We start from the raw sequence: 18253 nt of genomic DNA on the forward strand, positions 1-18253 counted from the left end.
CAAGACTAACCTTGCTGAACTGTAATAAATAATTTATTTTTGTCCAATAACTGTAACGGTTATTCAGGACTAGTCACCAATAAATCTCTATAACTTCAGACTCCGAAAACATAGTGACAATCATTTAAATGTGATAGCTTGACACTACAAATTTAATTCTTTTATAGCTATGTCCTTATTAATCAGATAACTATATTAATTCTTATATCGAACTTACGTTAAAGAGAGAATTTCCTATTGCAGGCGGAATATGATGGGGATGGCGTACTTTACGTTCACGGGCTTTCCATCCTTGATACCGGGTGTCCAGTCGGGTATAGTAGTGGTTACGCGCAGAGCTTCCGCATCCAGGCTGGGATCAACGCTGTGGATAATTTTGGCGTTAGTCGCCTTGCCTTCAGTATTGATGATCACTTCCACCACCACTTTTCCTTGTATGCCTTTGGCGTGGGCCTCGGCCGGATATTTGACATTCTTGGCGAGGTGTTCCATCAAGCCTGTCATACCGCCGGGAAATTCAGGCATTTTGTCCACGACGTCATAGATTTCGCCTGTTACGGGGGCGTTGGGCTTCTGATAGTTCACCAACTCGTCTGTCTTGTTCACCGGATTGGGAGTCAGGCGGAACGTGACAGGGACGGCATATTTCACGTTGACCGGTTCGCCTTTCTGCGTGCCGGGTTTCCACTTGGGCATACCGCTGATGACACGGATAGCTTCGGCATCTAAAGCGGGATCCACTCCGTGTATGATTTTCGCATCGTTGATACTTCCGTCCTTGGCCACTACAAACTGCACGATGACACGTCCCTGTGTTCCTACTTTATAGGCCGCTTCGGGATAGCGGATGTTGTCGAACAGGTAGTGCATCAAGGCTGGCATGCCTCCGTTGGGGAATTGGGGCATATTTTCTACGACTTCATAGACGTCGGATTCTGTCTCGTCGGGCTTGATAACGTTTACCGGCATCAACGTGATGATCATGTTGTTGGGATCCATCTTGGCCAATTCGGCAGGCCTACAAAACCGTACCATCTTCTTGCCGTCTTTGTCGATATGTTCAAACAGAATACTTGCTTCGGAGGAAGTCTCTACCCGAAACTCTCCCTCGGCATTGACCGTACTTACGGTTGCAGACTGGAACTTCTGGTCAGTGATAATTTGTATATTGCCCAACGGATTGCCAACTTCGTCCATGATTTTTCCTTTATAAATTACCTTATCGGACTTCTCCTGCCGGGGCAGGGGAATGGCATCAGGTTCCTGTTGTGTCAGAGGAGTGATGTTTTCAATCTGAAGCTGTGTCGCTTCGGCAGGCATGACGGCCTCGATAACCTCAGTTGTAATCTTCTTTGTGGCGCGTGCCACTGCTTCAATGTTGCTGACGATCATCAATAAGGTAGCCAGCGGGAGGAACATCAAATACTTGGTTTTCCCTATTGTTCGGGTTCTTCGTTTGTTCATCATAATGATACGTTTTTTTAAAGGTAATACATTAAAACTATTATAGATGGTTGCTGCAGCCTTATGATGTGTCAAACCCAACAAGTGATATTGGTATGTGTGAGAGTCGTGGCCGGTCTTCAAGACCTTTTCGTCGGCCATATACTCCAGATTGGTGCGTATTTCTCGCTTTATGAGCCAGGCAAAGGGATTGAACCAGCAGATGATGCACACCAATTCGCCCGCCAACACGTCGATAGAGTGCCATTGTCGGGCATGGGTGCGCTCATGGGTCAGTATTTCGTGCAGTTCGTCGCTGGTGTGGGCGTCGGGGCAGACGAATATCCAGTGGAAGAACGAAAAAGGTCCTTTTGCACGCGGAAGCAGATGTACGGTGGTACCGTCTATTTTCTTTATGGGGCAGCATCGTACCAAGCGGGCGATGCTTGCCAGCTGGACAAGAAAGTGTAGGGTTAGCAGGGCAACCACCAGCCAGTAGGTGATGACGATGCCGTCGGTCAGTAACTGTGTCCAGTCCGTTTCGGGTTTCGGGGTCAGGGTCAGTTCGGGCAGCACTACGGCGGCATAGAGATCGACCATGGCCGCCATTGGTTCCTGTTGCACCACCCAGTTCTGGATGTCGAGCAGCGGTACGGCAGTCGACATGGCAAAGAAGCACAGTAAGGCTGTCCGCCGCCAGGCAAAGAACGTGTCCTTGTAGAAGAACAGCCGGTAGAAGGCGTAGAACAGGGCTAGTGCCACATTGATTTTCAGAAAATAGACCATATCTTTAAATTAAAAATGAAGGATTAAGAATGAAACTGCCTTTGTGCGTTGGGAAATTCTTCATTTGTTCGCTATGCAGACATTTTTCATTGTTCTTTTCCCTTCTCAATCATATCAATTATATCTTTTAAGTCGTTGGCCGAGATCTTTTGCTCTTTGGCGAAGAACGAGACCATCTCCTTATACGAATTGGCAAAGTAGTTGCGGACGAAGCCGCTCATAAATGTTCCCTTGTATTCGCTTTCGCGGATGAGCGGTGTGTAGCAGTAAGTGTTTCCTATGTGCAAGGGCTTCACGTACTGCTTTCGCTCTAGGTTTTTGACGATAGAGGCCACAGTGGTGTAAGGTGGCTTCGGTTCAGGGAATTGGGCGAGGATGTCTTTGACATAGCAGGACTCCAACTTCCAGATGTACAACATCACTTCTTCTTCTTGTCTTGTTAATTTTTCCATGGAGTAAAGTTTTAATTTGAATTCTATGCAAATCTACGAATAGTTCGTAATAGTGCAATAGATAGAAGGTTAATAAACTTAAAAGGATGAAATTTATTTCCTGTTGGCTGATGGAAAGGTGGCTGGAAGATGTCTATACGGGCCTTCGTACAGGTCTTTAAAACTTGGGGAAAGGCTTCCGATGGCTTGGATGGGTTGCTTTATGGGAAGACGTTCCACCGGTCACTCACTACGGAGGGCTTTGTAGCGCTTGTAGGCTTCGATGACGTGACGGCGGCTTTGCAGGATCTGCCAGCGATAGACAAGGCAGGTGGTTAGGAAGTAAATGCCGGTTTGCAGCCAGAGGGCCTGGTATTCCCATTGCACCTCATTCAGTGTGGCCCCCATACTGTTGATTCGCACGTAGCCGTTGATGCCGAAGGTAGAGGGGAACAGGTATGAGAAATAGCGCCAGAAAGGCGGGATGGCCGATGCGGGCCACGAGATGCCCGAAAGGAACAGTAGTGGTACGGAGGTGAAGACGAACAGCAGCATACATGTCTCGCGGTTGCGGATAGCGATGGAGGCCGTCATGGCGAAGAAAACACAAGCACTCAGGTAGGGTAGAGTGAATAGGATCAGTTCGCAGGGTAGGGCAATCTGATTGAGACTGAAGAGCCAGGGTACCACGCAAAGCACGTAAGTTGCTACCAGTGTATACACTAAAAAGTAGCTCAATCCCTTGCCCATGACGATGCGCAGTGTGCCGTTGTAGTGGCGGTTGATGGGTACCAGGTTGCGGAACTGGTTCTTTTCGCGGGCCGTTCCTGCTGAAAGGCCGATACCCAGCAGCAGTGTCTGCTGGATAATCAGTATCAATACCGCCGGTATCAGAAAGGCGGCGAATCCGTTGGTGGGGTTGTACAGCGCCACATCTTTGTATTCAATGGGGTAGGCCGTAATCTCGTCCTGACGGTCGGTCGTGTTGCCGGCGCGGGCTATCTTGATTTCCGCATTCATTTCGAGCGACACCTCTGTGTTGGCACTCAGCATGGCTTTGTAGTACATCAGCCCGCTCATGTCGCAGAAGATGCTTACTTGCGTCTGCCGTCCTGCGGCAATGTCGTCACTGAAGTTTTCGGGCAGGTAGACAATACCATAGGCGTCGCGGTTGCGCAGGGCCAGTTTGGCTTCCTCCATGTCGGCACATTGGGATACGATGCGGATGTCGGGGCTGGCATCGAGCATGCGCACGTACCGGCGGCTCAACGAGCTGCGCGATCGGTCTACAATCACGGCTGGTACGTCGCGCAGTGTTTCGTTGGTGTAGATGAATGAATAGATCAGTGGGTAGACTGTCGGTACCAAGATGAAAAAAATCAGTACCCCTTGGTCACGGAAAGTTGTACGGAATTCCTGCTTCCAGATGTAGAACAGGTCGCAAATACCTTGTCTGATATGTTGTCTGAACGTTGTTTTCTTTTTCATCACGGTACGTATTTATAGTAAATGAGTGCTGCTTTCAGTCGGTGGGCAATGAGGAATGGCAGCATCATAAATAGCAGTAAAGCCATATAGTTGGTCCATGAATAGATCATCGGATACCCGTTCAGAGCCTGGTCTACGTAAATCAGGAAATAGTGGCGCAAGGGGAAGAGGTTAGCCAATGCCTGTAGCGTAGGGTGCATGCCCATAGCGGGGAACGACAGCCCGCACATTGAGAATGACAGCACGCCCCACAGGGAAGCAAAGCTCAGTCCCAGGCGTAGCGTAGGCAGGAGGCCGATCATCAACACGCCCATTCCCTGCGAAGCCAATACGAGGCATAGAGTGGCGACGAGCATCGGCAGAATGCCGCTGTTGCAGGGGAAATGCAGGAATCCGTACAGATAGACATTGTACAGGATACCCATCAGAAAGAAGACAGCTGTGTGGGGCAGTAGCTTGCCGGCCAATGATATCCAGATGGAATTGTTGCCTGTATGCAACCATTGGCGAGCGGTTCGATCTTTGATTTCCACGCCGATGGAGAATACCGTCACCATGAAGATAAGCAGCATCAGTACGCCCGGCGCAAAGGTATTGTTTAGGTAGACCGAGTAGTTGATCCACGGATTGTTCAGCGGATGCGTGTCAATGACAATAGGCTGCAGGAATCCCATAGCTTGGTCTTCCGTTGCTCCTTTGGCGTAGAGCACTGAACGGGAGGCGGCTCCCGAGGCCAATTCGCTCATCATCTTCATGTCCTTATAAAGCAGTGAGCCGGCAATGAGCAACGTATTGTTGGTGTAGAACGATACCTTGGGCTGACGTTGGGCCTGCGCCTTGGTGGTGGTTCCTTCGGGAATGTAGTAGAAACCGTAGATATTGCCCCGCTGCATAGCCTGTCGTGCTTCGGTTACGTTGGGGTAATGGGCCACAACGGCTGTCTGCTCGAAGGCATCGAGGTTGCGCACCAGTTGGCGCGAGGTGGTCGTCATGTCTTCGTCCACTACGCCTATCGGCATGTTCTGCGGCAGTCCCGAATCCATCAGCGTGGTAAAAAACACGTAGCAGAACAACGGTGCCACTACCATGCAGAACAGGTAGAGCGGACGGGAGACAAGGCGCTTTTCTTCGCGCTTCATCACGTTCCATAGAGCTTTGTATTTCGTTGCGTTCATTCTTGATTATTTTTCCAGTACTACGCTCATTCCCGGCCGCAGTCCATCGACTTTTTCCAATGGGCTGGCTTTTACTTCGAACGTTTTCAGGTCGAACTGGCCGGTGGTTTTCGTGGCTTTCCAGGCAGCATAGGTGCCCAAGTCCTTCATGTAGTACACTTTTAGTCGGATGTCGCAGTCCAGTGCCGGTACGTAGGCTTCAAACTCTGTACCTACGTTCAGTCCCTCCAGCAGGTCTTCGCGCACGTTGAAGCTCACCCACATGTCTTCCATCACGGCGATATTCATGATGGGTGCTCCCGTACCTACCAGTTCGCCCACCTTAGGGAAGATTTCCGAGACTTCTCCCGCTGTCTGGGCAATGAGGTATGTTTCCTTGATGTACGACTGCACTTCGGCTACGGCTCCGCGTGCACGCTGTACTAACGCTGCGGCGGCGGCTTTGTCTTCGCGCTCGGCACCGTTCTTGGCCATGTCGTACTGCGATTTGGCCGCCTTTTCCGTAGCGATGGCTGCGTCGCGCTGTGCTGTCACTTCGTCCAGTTTCTGTGCCGACATGACCCCCTGGTCATAGAGGTTCTTTACGCGTTTGTATGATTTTTCGGCAATGGTTACGCCTGCGCGTGCTTTCTGCCACATTTCATAGGCACCTTGGATTTGCTCTTGGCGTGCTCCTTTGATGGCCTTTTCGTTTTGTGCCTGTGCGGCAGCTTCGGCGGCCCGTGCCTGTTCCAGCTTGGCCTGCACGTCGGGAGCTTCCAGCAGGGCGAGTGTGTCGCCTGCCTTCACTTTTTGTCCCTCTTTTACGCGGAACTCCAAAATGCGTCCCGGTACTTTGCTCGATACGCGGTATTCGTTGACGTCGGCCTGTCCTTGAACGATTTCCGGCCCTTTGTGCAGCATGAAGAAACCTGCCAGGGCCACTACTGCGATGACGCCTACCAGTGTCAGGAAGGCCAGCAGCATGTTACTGTTTTGCGATTTTGTATCCATTTCGATAATTAATAATTTTATAATTGATGATTGAGAATTGATAATTCTTCATTCTCCAATTTCAATTCTCCATTGATGAAAGTTCTCCCGTAGCTTTCTTCAGATAAAGATCGGTCAGTTTCACGTCTATCTGGGCGTCAATCTTTTCCGACCGGGCGGAAAGCCAGGCTGTGTGGGCTTCCAGTACATTGCTGGCAGGGATTACTCCTTCCTCGAAGCCTAAGGTGGCGTAACGCAAGTTCTCGTCCGCTTTCTCCAGATTTTTTTCAGCCATTGCCAGTTTCTTGGCTGCTTCGTTCACCTTGAATGCCGACTGGTTTACTTGCAGCTGGATTTTCTCTTTCGCCTCTTCCAGCTGATAGCGTGCAATGTTTGCTTCAGCCTTGGCTGCTTTCACTTTATTGATGCCTTCCCCCCAGTGCCATAAGGGAACTGATACCATGACACCTACGTTCCACATACCTTTGAATTTCTTTTCGAAACTGTTCAGTACGGACGGGTCGGTAGCCATGTAGCTTCCCATCAGGGCAATGGAAGGCAGCATTTCCGAGCGGGTTACGTTCACCTTCTGGTCATAGATTTTGGAAGCCAACTCCAGGCTGCGGACTTCAGGACGTATGGCATAAACACTTTCCATATTGATTGGGTTGCCGGCCATTCCGGCCTCTCCCAAGTTTTCTTCCTGTTCGTCTTCCAATACGATATTTGTGGTGAGATCCAGTCCGCATAGCTGGCACAGCAACATGCGCGACAAGCTCAAACCATCGTCCACCTTGGTCAGCACCATTTCCGCTTCATTGACTTTCACCTTAACTGAAAGGCCGTCGGCTTTTGTGGCTACTCCTTCGTCGATCATTTTGTCTACATCGCTTTCCAGCTTCCTCAGAAGTTCCAGATACCCTTCGGCCAGTCTCTTTTTGTGTACTAAGGATACCACCTGCCAGTAGGCTTGGTCTGTGTTCAGTATCACTTCCTGCATGCCCGTACTATGCTGTTGGCGTGCCAGTTCTTCGGCATATTTTGTTATTTTATTGTAGGCCCGTATTTTTCCACCCATGTATAGTGGCTGTGTCAGGGTAATGGCACCGACATACATATTTCGCGTATCGGTGCGAAAAGCATCTACCAATGAATTTCCTACCTGATTTAACGGACTTGCCAGGTCTACGCTTCCGAAAGCCTGTATCAGTTGCATGAATTGCGGGTTTTGCAGCAGACCCGGATTTTGTGTAATCATGTTCTGCACTCCGTTCTGCAAGACTCCGCTCAGGTTGGCGCCGATATTAGATAAGGCATCTTTCTGTGCATCGCTCAGCAGGGATATTTCTTTCTGATTGCGGATATAGGCGCCTGTTGCATCGAACTTGGGCAGGTAATTCGCAAAGGCTGCCTTCTTCTGATAGTGTGCGGCGTTAATTTTCTCCCGGCTTATCGACAGTTGCTTGTTGTTGGCCATTGCAAATGCGCGGCAACTATCCAAGCTCAGCACCTGCTGTGCGCCTGCTGCACAGACCGATAAGCTCAATAAGGTGGAACATAAGAACTTTTTCATTGCATTCTACGTGTTATAATCGCTTTTATTTGATTGCCGAAACGAAAGTCGGCAATGATTGCATAAATAACGGTGCAAAGTTAGAAAAAGTTCGGCATACCGGTTAAAAAAAGACCGTTAACTTGCGTTTCTGCGATAGAGCAAAGGGATAAAGTCTGACTCCCTTCCGAAGCCCTACTTTATCCCTACTATGTTTGTTTGGGACCCTTTTTATTTGAGTGAGAAACCTTGTGAACCGATTAAGGTTCCGTCGGCAAAGATGTCGACGCGGTAATTGCCGGCATACAGATATTCTTCTACATTCCAATATACGGTGACGGCCTGTTCTTCGCCTGTGTATTCAATGTATTTCTTGATGGAATAGGTCAGGTCCCGATTTTCGTATTTGAATGTGTTCGCCTCGCTCTTGGCTAAGACGCCGTTGTCGGGCTTGGTGATGCGCAGGTACACTGTCTTTTCGCCCGTTTCGGCCGTGATGTTTTTCACGATGCTGAAATCTATTTTGAATTTCACCACGTTCTTGACCTTGTCCGTTTCGCGTCCGCGCTTGTTTTGTGCCTCGATGCGGATGTTTGTCACGTCGAGCTGTGCGGCCAGAGCGACCTTCTCGTTCAACGTCTTTTTCTCTTTTGACAGGTTGGTTATCTGCCGGGAAGCATCGTTGTACTTGCGTGTCACGTCTTTGATGACTTCTTGCTGTCGGGCGGTCAGCTGGTTGAGCGAGTCGATTTGATTGATATAGCTGACCATGACTTTTCTCAAGCTGGCCAGTTCCTTTTTCAGTCTGCGTATTTCCGATGCGTTGCTGCTTTTGACCGTTCTCAGTTCCTCCAGGAGGCGTTGGGTTTTCATTTGTTCCTGTTCCAGCAGGACGGAAAGCGAATCGTTCGAGATGGTCAGTTTCAGTTCGTCATATTGCTGTGCAAAGCGGGTGTAGTCGTTTTCCAGGTCTTCTTTTTCCAGTTCGAATTCCTGTATCAGTTCTTTGTTGGTTGTTTTTTCCATCACCAATAAGGCGGTGACTCCTATCAACAGCAGGATGAGGGCGCTTCCTATTATAATCAGTGATTTGTTTTTGTTCATCGTTTTAATCGGCTTGTTATTATCATTGTTCTTTCCGGCTTATTGTCTGTTACCGGGGGCAAAAATAGGAATTAATTGTCAATTTGTTAACATCACTTGGGGAGGTAAATGTTCATTTAACTAAAATTATTATGGAACAGTTCCTTTAGCTGATAGCTTCGTTATGCTTTCCTCCGTCTTCGGGCCTACCGGCTGTAAGAATACAGCCGCCCGGCTACAGATTTATAGCCGGTAAGGGAGATGACGTTCTGTATGCAGAAACAGGATTTCCAGATGGCGGAAATCCTATTTTCTTCTTATATATGAAAAGCCGATGGAACCTGTCTCGGATGGACAAGAGTAGAGGATTGTCTCCACGCATGAGACGTGGGGGCGTGTGACTGTTATTTATTCTTTTATATCGGCATCGGATGTCTCGTTTGTCCGGTCTTCTTCCGATGTGGGCAGGAGGCGGGCCGAGATGCGTTTCTTGGGCGTCAGGCTCATGCCGCGCAGCTGTTCGGCTTGGCGGACGACACTGCCTGCCCCGTCGGAGAACTGTTTTAATGCCTTGTCATAATCTTTCTGCAGGCTGACTAGACGGTCGCCGATGCTCTGGAACGTATCGGTGAAGCCCGCTATTTTTTCGTAGAGTGACGTACCGCGCTTGATGATGGCCTGTACATTCTTCACCTGATTTTCGCGTTTCCACAGGTCAAGCGAAAGGCGTAAGGCACTAATCAGGTTTGTGGGGCTCATCAGCACGACTTTCTTGTTGTAAGCGTACTCCCACAGGTTGGCATCACTCTGCACGGCCAGCAGATAGGCTCCTTCGGTGGGAATGAACATCATGACGAAGTCGGGGGCCTTGACGTCGTAGTGTGAATAGTCCTTGCGGCTCAGTTCGTCGATGTGGGCGCGGACGGATTGCAGATGCGCCTTCAGGTGGCGGGCCTGTTCTTCCCTGTCTTCGGCAGCCGTATAGGCGGCATAGGCCGAAAGGGAGACCTTGGAGTCGATAATCATCTCGCGGTCGTCGGGATAACGGACGATGATGTCGGGTTGCATGCGCTGGCCGCTTTCTTCGTTGGTCAGGACTTCGCCGCGTTCGTCGCGCAGGAACTCCTGACGGACATAATGTTCGCCTTCGATGAGGCCTGACGCTTGCAGCAGGCGCTCCAATATGACTTCTCCCCAGTTGCCCTGCATCTTCGAGTCGCCTTTCAGGGCACGGGTCAGGTTGTTAGCCTCTTCGCTCAGGCGGTTATTCAGTTCGACCAAGTCTTTGATGCGTTCGCCTAACGAGAAACGTTCCTTGGCTTCCGTATTGTACGCCTGCTCTACCTTTTCGCGGAAATCCTTCAGATTTTCGCCTAAAGGACGGAGCAGGTTTCCGATGTGCTCGGCATTCAGCCGCTTGAAGTCGTCGGTCTTGCTTTGGAAGATACGGTTGGACAAGGCTTCAAACTCGGCATTCATGCGGCGGTGCAGGGCCTCGGCTTCCTCGCGTTGTTCGGTAAGTCGTTTTTCCAACTGCTGGCGCTGCTCGGCCAACCGTTCGGCAAACTGCTGCTCACGGCTGCTGCTCTGTTCGTTGAACAACCGCTCCTGTTCGGCCAGACGGTTGGCAAAAAGACGTTCCTGCTCGGCCAGCCGTTCACCGAACTGTTTTTCTTGTGCGGCCAGTCGCTCGGCATTTTGTTGTCCGATGGCTTTCAGGCGCTCTTCGGCAATGGCCTTCTCGCGTTCAAGACGCTCGTCGGTCATGCGATTCAATAAGCCTTCACGTTGCTGTGCGGCCTCCAGCTGTGTTTTCAGTGCGGCGACTTTACGTCCTGCAATCAGCATTCCGACGCCCGCTCCGATGCCTAATCCGATAATCAGTAATACGATTTCCATGATATTGCGATGTCTTTTTATGCTGTTAATACTTCGTTTCCGTCTTCGGTAATCAGGATCATGCTTTCCCACTGGGCCGAGGGAAGTCCGTCGTCGGTACATACAGTCCATCCGTCGGCCTCGTCAACGAAGACTTCATAACTGCCCATGTTAATCATCGGTTCGATGGTAAACGTCATGCCTGGCACAATCATCATGCCCGTACCTCGCTTGCCGAAGTGCTCTACGTCGGGCTCTTCGTGGAACTTGACGCCGCATCCGTGTCCGCATAAGTCGCGCACTACGCTGTAGCCGTTCTTTTCGGCATGTTCCTGGATAGTGGCCCCGATGTCGCCCAAGCGCGTCCAGGGTTGTGCCATACGGACACCGATGTCACGGCATTCGCGTGTCACTTCGACGAGGCGTTTCATTTCGGGACTCACTTCACCAATCATAAACATGCGTGAGGCGTCTGAGAAGTAGCCTTTGTATAGGGTAGATACGTCGACGTTGAGGATGTCGCCGCTCTTCAGGATTTCTTTGGTGCTGGGGATGCCGTGGCACACGACGTCGTTGATGCTGGTGCATACACTCTTTGGGTAGCCTTCGTACATGAACGGTGCGGGAATTGCGTCGTAATCGGTGGTGAAACAGTAGACCATGTGGTCTATTTCGGCGGTAGACATGCCCTCGCGGATATTCTCGGAAATATAATCGAGCAGGGCAGTATTGATTTTGGCGCTTTCACGGATGCCTGCCAGTTGCTCTTCGGTGCGGAGCAAGTGGCGTTGTGGCAGGCGGACACCTTCGCGTTTATATTGTTGTATCTTGGCTTCTACTTCATCGGAATAGCCCTTGGGAGTGAAACGGGCTCCTCTTATCAGTTTCTTCATAATGAAAACTCCTTTTTGTTATGACGTACAAAAGTATGCAATTCCTTCGGGAAACGGACGGATTTGCACAGGAAAATGCCCGGTTTGTTTTATGAAGACTTGTCGTTCTGTTTCACCAGCAGTTTCTTGAAGACTGGCGGATAGGGCGTTTCGAATTCCATTTTTTCTCCGGTGACGGGATGATAGAAGCAGAGTTTGAATGCATGGAGCGCCAGGCGGCCGATGGGGTTGAGGTCTTCGAAGCCATAGCGTCCGTCGCCGATGACGGGATGTCCCAGGTCTTGCATGTGGACGCGTATCTGGTTCTTTCGTCCCGTTTCCAAGTGCAGTTCGACGAGCGAATATCCGTTGGCCCGCTTGATAGTGCGGTAATGCGTGATGGCCTCTTTCCCGCCGTCATCCGACGGGCTTGAGTAAACATACAGCGTGCGGTCTGTCAGCCAGGAGCGGACGATGCCGCTGTCTTTTTCCATTTCACCTGCTACGACGGCTACATAACGGCGGTCGAATACAATCCGATGCCAATTATCACGCAGTGTATGCTGCGTCTTTTCGTCTTTGGCAAACATCATCAGGCCGGAAGTGTCCCGGTCGAGGCGATGTACTACGTAGACACGGTTGTTGCCTCCCGAACGCTTCAGATATTCGTTCAGGATGGTGCAGGCGGTACGTTCCTTCTGTCGTTCAGTGCTGACAGAGAGCAGTCCTTGCATTTTCTCCACGACGATGAGGTAAGCGTCTTCGTAGACAATTTTCAGCAGCTTGTGGTGAAACTCCCGGTTGCCTTTATCCCGGCTGATCTGTACTTTCATTCCCGGTTTCAGGGGGAAATTATATTGGGTGGTGATGACATTGTCTACAAAAACAATGCGTTTGCTCAGGAGCGATTTCAGCTTGGTACGGCTGGCCTGAGGCATCTTGGTAGCCAGGAACTCCATCAGTTCCATCGGCTCTTTGACAAAGAAATCCGTATATTGAGTACGGGCCCTTGCGGTTATTTTTTCTTTTGACACGTGAAGAGATACTTATTGGTTTTCGGATGCAGATTGTTCTTTCAGTTCAAGCAGTACGACGTTTTCCACATGATGGGTATGGGGAAACATATCAACGGGCTGTATGGCTTTGACACGGTACTTCGCATCCAGCAGTTGCAGGTCACGGGCTTGTGTAGCAGGGTTACAGCTGACATAGACAATGCGTCGGGGTTGTGCTTCCAGAATAACGTTGATGACATCGGGATGCATGCCTGCACGGGGTGGGTCGGTGATGATGACGTCAGGCCGTCCGTACCGGTTAATAAAGTCCTGTGTCAAGATGTCTTTCATGTCGCCGGCAAAGAAGAGTGTATTGTCGATGCCGTTGATTTCAGAATTTACTTTTGCATCTTCGATAGCTTCGGGTACATACTCGATGCCGACGACCTGGCGGGCCTGCCGGGATATGAAGTTTGCAATGGTTCCTGTACCTGTGTAGAGATCGTACACCAGTTCGTTGCCACTCAGTCCGGCAAAATTACGCACCACTTTGTACAGTTTATAGGCTTGTTCTGAATTTGTTTGGTAGAACGATTTAGGGCCTACTTTGAAGCGCAAGCCCTCCATTTCCTCGAAAATATGGTCTTTGCCCTTAAATGTGTGTACGTCAAGGTCGGTAATCGTATCGTTCACCTTATTGTTTACTATATATATTAAGGAGGTAATCTCGGAGAACGAGTCGGCTACGTATTGAAGCATTGCTTTGAACTGTGCCATTTCTTCGTCGCGTTCGATGTGGCATACCAATATAACCATCAGTTCACCCGTCGATGAAGTACGTATGATGAGATTGCGCAGCATACCTTCGTGGGTGCGGATATTGTTGAAAGTATAGTTGTGCTCGTATGCGTAGTCGCGGATGGCATTGCGGATGCGGTTGGATATATCGTCCTGAAGCCAGCACTTTTCAATGGCCAATACCTTGTCAAACGAGTTTGGAATATGGAATCCTACAGCGTTCATCTGTTCATACACCACATCTTGTTCTACTTCTTCAGTGGTAAGCCAACGTTTGTTGGAGAATGTATATTCCAGTTTGTTGCGGTAGAATTCAGTCTTGTCTGAACCTAAAATAGGAGAAACTTCCGGTAATTCCACTTTTCCGATACGCGTCAGGTTGTCGGTTACTTGTTTTTGTTTATACTTGATTTGTTCGGCATAAGGAAGCACTTGCCATTTGCACCCGCCGCATACGCCATAATGCTGACAGAATGGAACGGATCTTTTTAAGGAATATTCGTGAATTTTTACTGCTTCTGCTTCTGCGTAGTGATGTTTCTTTCTTTTGATTTGTAAGTCGACTATATCTCCAGGGACAACATAAGGTACAAAGATAACCAGATCATTTACTTTTGCGATGGCTTTTCCCTCGGCAGCCACGTCTGTTATTGTTACCTTTTCCAATAAGGGAAATCCTTTTCTCTTTCTTGCCACTTTTATACCAGTTTAATAAATTCTGCTGCAAAAATAGCTATTTTCCGGTAAATATTGGTGTTTGGGATGAACTATAAAGATTGTAATGTCGAAATTGCATTTTTATCTAAAATTCTTGTGCGAAAAGTTTTATAGTATGTAAAATATATTTAGCTTTGCGCACACGAATTGAGAAGAGCACATTTAAAACTGTTTTAATATTTATGGATAAAAAAAGAGTTTATACCTTTGGGAATGGCCATGCAGAAGGCAAGGCCGACATGAGAAATCTGTTGGGCGGTAAAGGTGCGAACCTGGCCGAGATGAATCTGATTGGCGTACCGGTACCTCCGGGATTTACCATTACAACAGAAGTTTGTACTGAGTACAATGAAATGGGACGCGACAAAGTGGTTGAATTGTTGAAAGAAGATGTTGAAAAGTCCATATCGCATGTGGAAAGTCTTATGTCTTCCAAGTTCGGTGATGTAGAGAATCCGTTGCTGGTATCGGTACGTTCGGGTGCCCGTGCTTCCATGCCGGGTATGATGGACACTATTCTGAACCTGGGTCTGAACGATGAAGTTGTGGAGGGCTTGACCCGAAAGACGGGTAATGCACGTTTCGCATGGGACTCTTATCGTCGTTTTGTACAGATGTATGGTGATGTCGTGTTGGGTATGAAACCGACCAACAAGGATGATATTGATCCGTTTGAAGCCATCATTGAGGACGTGAAGCATGCAAAAGGTGTGAAGCTGGATAATGAATTGGATGTGGAAGACCTGAAAGAACTGGTGAAGCGTTTCAAAACTGCGGTAAAAGAACGTACCGGACAGGACTTCCCGACTTGTGTTTACGAACAACTGTGGGGTGCTATTTGTGCTGTGTTTGATTCTTGGATGAACGAGCGTGCCATCCTCTATCGTAAGATGGAAGGCATACCTGATGAATGGGGTACAGCCGTAAATGTTCAGGCGATGGTTTTTGGTAATATGGGTGATACTTCTGCTACGGGTGTTTGCTTTAGCCGTGATGCTGCAACAGGTGAAGATTTGTTCAATGGCGAATATCTGATCAATGCACAAGGTGAGGACGTGGTAGCCGGTATACGTACGCCGCAACAGATTACCAAGATCGGGTCGCAACGTTGGGCTGAATTGGCAGGTATTAGCGAAGAAGAGCGTGCTTCTAAGTATCCTTCCATGGAAGAGGCTATGCCTGAAATCTACAAAGAACTGGATGCTTTGCAGACGAAGCTTGAAAACCATTATCGCGATATGCAGGACATGGAGTTCACTGTTCAGGAAGGCAAACTCTGGTTCCTCCAGACACGAAACGGAAAGCGTACGGGTGCCGCTATGGTAAAGATTGCTATGGATTTGCTTCGTCAGGGTATGATCGACGAAAAGACAGCGTTGATGCGTTGTGAGCCCAATAAACTTGACGAGCTGCTTCATCCTGTATTCGATAAGTCTGCCTTGAAACAAGCTAAGGTGCTGACTCGTGGCTTACCTGCTTCTCCAGGTGCTGCTTGTGGTCAGATTGTGTTCTTTGCCGATGATGCAGCTGAATGGCGTGCTGCCGGTAAGCGAGTGGTGATGGTTCGCATCGAAACTTCTCCTGAAGATCTTGCCGGTATGGCTGTGGCTGAAGGTATCCTGACAGCTCGTGGCGGTATGACATCACATGCAGCTGTGGTGGCTCGTGGCATGGGTAAGTGTTGTGTATCAGGTGCAGGTGCACTGAACGTAGACTACAAAGCCCGTACAGTGGAAGTAGATGGTGTGGTTTTGAAAGAAGGTGACTTTATTTCGCTGAATGGAAGTACGGGTGAAGTGTACAAAGGAAAGGTAGAAACGAAGGCAGCTGAGCTGTCCGGTGATTTTGCCGAACTGATGAAACTGGCCGATAAATATGCTAAGTTGCAGGTACGTACAAATGCCGATACGCCTCACGATGCTACCGTGGCTCGTAATTTTGGTGCTGTCGGTATTGGTTTGTGCCGTACAGAACACATGTTCTTCGAAGGCGAGAAGATCAAAGCTATGCGTGAAATGATTTTGGCAGAAAATGCTGAAGACCGTCGCAAAGCTCTGCATAAGATTTTACCTTATCAGCAGGCCGACTTCAAAGGTATCTTCAAGGCAATGGCGGGTTACCCTGTCACTGTCCGTCTGCTCGACCCGCCTTTGCATGAGTTCGTACCTCACGATCTGAAGGGACAGCAGGAAATGGCTGAAGCCATGGGTGTTAGCTTGCAATATATCCAACAGCGTGTAGAGGCTCTGTGCGAGCACAACCCGATGTTGGGTCACCGCGGTTGCCGTTTGGGTAATACTTATCCTGAAATCACTCAGATGCAGACCCGTGCCATCTTAGGTGCGGCTCTTGAGCTGAAGAAGGAAGGCATAGAAACACATCCTGAAATTATGGTACCGTTGACAGGTATTCTTTACGAGTTCAAGGAACAGGAGAAAGTGATTCGTGCTGAGGCTGCCAAACTGTTTGAAGAAATGGGCGACAGCATTGAGTTCAAGGTAGGTACAATGATTGAAGTGCCGCGTGCAGCCCTGACTGCTAATCGCATTGCTTCGTCGGCCGAGTTTTTCTCATTTGGTACGAATGACTTAACACAGATGACGTTCGGATACTCACGTGATGATATTGCTTCCTTCTTGCCGGTTTATTTGGAAAAGAAGATCCTGAAGGTAGACCCTTTCCAGGTACTCGACCAAAATGGTGTAGGCCAGTTAGTTCAGATGGCTACCGAGAAGGGGCGTGCTATCCGTTCGAATCTGAAGTGCGGTATCTGTGGTGAACATGGTGGTGAACCGTCGTCCGTGAAGTTCTGCCACAAGGTAGGCTTGAACTATGTGAGTTGCTCACCCTTCCGCGTGCCTATCGCACGTTTGGCTGCGGCGCAGGCTGCAATAGAGGAATAACACTCTAATATAAATATTCTTAATATCAGGCTGTAATTCACTGCTTTAGCGGTAATTACAGCCTGATTTGCGCTTAGACAGTTCGTACACTTGACCGCAGAAATTGAGCCGAATAACCATATTTGCTTACTCTATGCTTACACTAAATGCCCCTCCGCTTACACCATCATTTATAAACTTGATTGAATATGACAACATTAAAAGCTATGGCAAGAAAGCTGGGAACAAACGGCTTCTACTCCGTGTACATTAGAATTGTACACAACAGAAAACCGGGTTATATCAAGACGGACAAGATTGTCGATGCCGCACATATTACAAGTAACTGGGAACTGACAGATTCCGTTGTCAACGAGTATTGTGCAATACTTATCCGACAATATACAGACCGTCTGAACAGAACGAACTCTTCTCTTTGGGGTGTTAAGGAGGTCGTCGAATATCTGATGAAAACAGACGAGGAGGTATGTTTTAGTGACTATGCGACGCAACACATTGACCGAATGATAAGATCGGGGCATGAGCGTAATGCGAAGAATTACCGTCTTGCCGTAAATCACCTGGAACGTTATCTTGGAACGAACCGAATTATGTTCAGACACTTGACTTTTGCCGTATTGAAGAGATGGATAGAAAGTCTGTCGCAGACAAACCGTGCAAAAGAGATGTATCCGACCTAGAACAACCGCATCAAAATTTGGTCGGTTAGTTATTGAAGAGGTTTGCTCGCTGACAGTAATGGAGCAATAAGGTTTACGCTCAGAGTCACAAAAATTCTGTAATTTTACCGCACTAAAAGATACTGTTTCAAAAAGTGTGTCCGAGGGATAAAAAAGTCTACAGATTTTTTAGTTTTGTAAAGATCAAAACAAACAAAAACTAAAAAAGAGTAGACTTTATGGATTTGACAAAGGAACAACTTTCCGAGTTAATATGCAAGCACTCGGAGCGAGAAAATGGTATTCAGTACCTGATGGAGATAATGTTGGAGAGCCTGATGGTGTCTAAACGCAGGGAATATCTTCAGGAAGAAGGTCTGGCCGGGACAAGTGCAACGGCTACCGTCCAGGCAGGACATACGGGCACGGACGGACACTGACCTTCCGTATACCACGTGACAAATACGGCAACTTCCATCCCCGGATACTGGCGATACTGCG

The 18253-nt window shown here is 48.7% G+C and carries 13 protein-coding genes and 1 pseudogene; 3 read left to right on the forward strand and 11 right to left on the reverse strand.

What is annotated here, in order from left to right:
• Nucleotides 1-234 precede the first annotated feature (234 nt).
• The 11 genes from Q0Z70_RS10535 to rlmD all read right to left on the reverse strand — a co-directional run bounded on the left by Q0Z70_RS10535 (nt 235) and on the right by rlmD (nt 14169).
• Entirely contained in the window at nt 235-2229 is a 1995-nt protein-coding gene (locus Q0Z70_RS10535; protein ID WP_298074327.1) for a M56 family metallopeptidase, read from the reverse strand.
• An 86-nt stretch (nt 2230-2315) separates the two neighbouring features.
• A complete protein-coding gene (locus Q0Z70_RS10540) occupies nt 2316-2681 on the reverse strand; it encodes a BlaI/MecI/CopY family transcriptional regulator (protein WP_298074328.1) in 366 nt (121 codons plus the stop codon).
• Between the two features lie 222 nt (nt 2682-2903).
• Nucleotides 2904-4148, reverse strand: coding sequence for an ABC transporter permease (locus tag Q0Z70_RS10545; RefSeq protein WP_298074330.1), 1245 nt, complete (start codon nt 4146-4148; stop codon nt 2904-2906).
• Entirely contained in the window at nt 4148-5323 is a 1176-nt protein-coding gene (locus Q0Z70_RS10550) for an ABC transporter permease (protein WP_298074331.1), read from the reverse strand. Before Q0Z70_RS10550 ends, Q0Z70_RS10545 begins: the two co-directional genes overlap by 1 nt.
• A gap of 6 nt (nt 5324-5329) precedes the next feature.
• Nucleotides 5330-6316, reverse strand: coding sequence for a biotin/lipoyl-binding protein (locus Q0Z70_RS10555; RefSeq protein ID WP_298074332.1), 987 nt, complete (start codon nt 6314-6316; stop codon nt 5330-5332).
• 61 nt (nt 6317-6377) lie between these two features.
• A complete protein-coding gene (locus Q0Z70_RS10560; protein WP_298074333.1) occupies nt 6378-7868 on the reverse strand; it encodes a TolC family protein in 1491 nt (496 codons plus the stop codon).
• Nucleotides 7869-8078: 210 nt separating this feature from the next.
• Nucleotides 8079-8951 carry a hypothetical protein gene (locus Q0Z70_RS10565; protein WP_298074334.1) on the reverse strand — a complete coding sequence of 291 codons (873 nt, stop codon included), beginning with the start codon at nt 8949-8951 and terminating at the stop codon, nt 8079-8081.
• Between the two features lie 387 nt (nt 8952-9338).
• Complete coding sequence (rmuC, locus tag Q0Z70_RS10570) at nt 9339-10829, reverse strand: DNA recombination protein RmuC (protein WP_298074337.1); 1491 nt, start codon at nt 10827-10829, stop codon at nt 9339-9341.
• Between the two features lie 17 nt (nt 10830-10846).
• Nucleotides 10847-11701, reverse strand: coding sequence for a type I methionyl aminopeptidase (map, locus tag Q0Z70_RS10575; RefSeq protein ID WP_298074339.1), 855 nt, complete (start codon nt 11699-11701; stop codon nt 10847-10849).
• Nucleotides 11702-11790: 89 nt separating this feature from the next.
• Nucleotides 11791-12714, reverse strand: coding sequence for an RluA family pseudouridine synthase (locus Q0Z70_RS10580; RefSeq protein WP_298074340.1), 924 nt, complete (start codon nt 12712-12714; stop codon nt 11791-11793).
• 12 nt (nt 12715-12726) lie between these two features.
• Nucleotides 12727-14169, reverse strand: a complete 1443-nt coding sequence (rlmD, locus tag Q0Z70_RS10585; protein WP_298074342.1) for a 23S rRNA (uracil(1939)-C(5))-methyltransferase RlmD — start codon at nt 14167-14169, stop codon at nt 12727-12729.
• 203 nt (nt 14170-14372) lie between these two features.
• Here rlmD and ppdK point away from each other — a divergent pair, with 203 nt between their 5' ends.
• The 3 genes and pseudogenes from ppdK (at nt 14373) to Q0Z70_RS10600 (ending at nt 18192) form a co-directional block, all read left to right on the forward strand.
• Entirely contained in the window at nt 14373-17093 is a 2721-nt protein-coding gene (ppdK, locus tag Q0Z70_RS10590) for a pyruvate, phosphate dikinase (RefSeq protein ID WP_298074344.1), read from the forward strand.
• Between the two features lie 188 nt (nt 17094-17281).
• Nucleotides 17282-17770, forward strand: a pseudogene (locus Q0Z70_RS10595) (phage integrase SAM-like domain-containing protein); the annotation flags it as partial.
• Between the two features lie 221 nt (nt 17771-17991).
• Nucleotides 17992-18192: a hypothetical protein gene (locus Q0Z70_RS10600; protein ID WP_298074348.1), complete on the forward strand. Its 201-nt coding sequence runs from the start codon at nt 17992-17994 to the stop codon at nt 18190-18192.
• Nucleotides 18193-18253 lie beyond the last annotated feature (61 nt).

It is taken from the genome of uncultured Bacteroides sp. (assembly GCF_947632445.1).
In the GTDB taxonomy this organism is placed as follows: domain Bacteria; phylum Bacteroidota; class Bacteroidia; order Bacteroidales; family Bacteroidaceae; genus Bacteroides.

Coding starts and splice junctions, on each gene's coding strand:
- Q0Z70_RS10535 (WP_298074327.1), bottom strand. CDS start 2,229: ATGGTCTATTTTCTGAAAATCAATGTGGCACTAGCCCTGTTCTACGCC.
- Q0Z70_RS10550 (WP_298074331.1), bottom strand. CDS start 5,323: ATGAACGCAACGAAATACAAAGCTCTATGGAACGTGATGAAGCGCGAA.
- Q0Z70_RS10560 (WP_298074333.1), bottom strand. CDS start 7,868: ATGAAAAAGTTCTTATGTTCCACCTTATTGAGCTTATCGGTCTGTGCA.
- Q0Z70_RS10555 (WP_298074332.1), bottom strand. CDS start 6,316: ATGGATACAAAATCGCAAAACAGTAACATGCTGCTGGCCTTCCTGACA.
- Q0Z70_RS10600 (WP_298074348.1), top strand. CDS start 17,992: ATGGATTTGACAAAGGAACAACTTTCCGAGTTAATATGCAAGCACTCG.
- Q0Z70_RS10540 (WP_298074328.1), bottom strand. CDS start 2,681: ATGGAAAAATTAACAAGACAAGAAGAAGAAGTGATGTTGTACATCTGG.
- ppdK (WP_298074344.1), top strand. CDS start 14,373: ATGGATAAAAAAAGAGTTTATACCTTTGGGAATGGCCATGCAGAAGGC.
- Q0Z70_RS10545 (WP_298074330.1), bottom strand. CDS start 4,148: ATGAAAAAGAAAACAACGTTCAGACAACATATCAGACAAGGTATTTGC.
- rmuC (WP_298074337.1), bottom strand. CDS start 10,829: ATGGAAATCGTATTACTGATTATCGGATTAGGCATCGGAGCGGGCGTC.
- Q0Z70_RS10565 (WP_298074334.1), bottom strand. CDS start 8,951: ATGAACAAAAACAAATCACTGATTATAATAGGAAGCGCCCTCATCCTG.
- map (WP_298074339.1), bottom strand. CDS start 11,701: ATGAAGAAACTGATAAGAGGAGCCCGTTTCACTCCCAAGGGCTATTCC.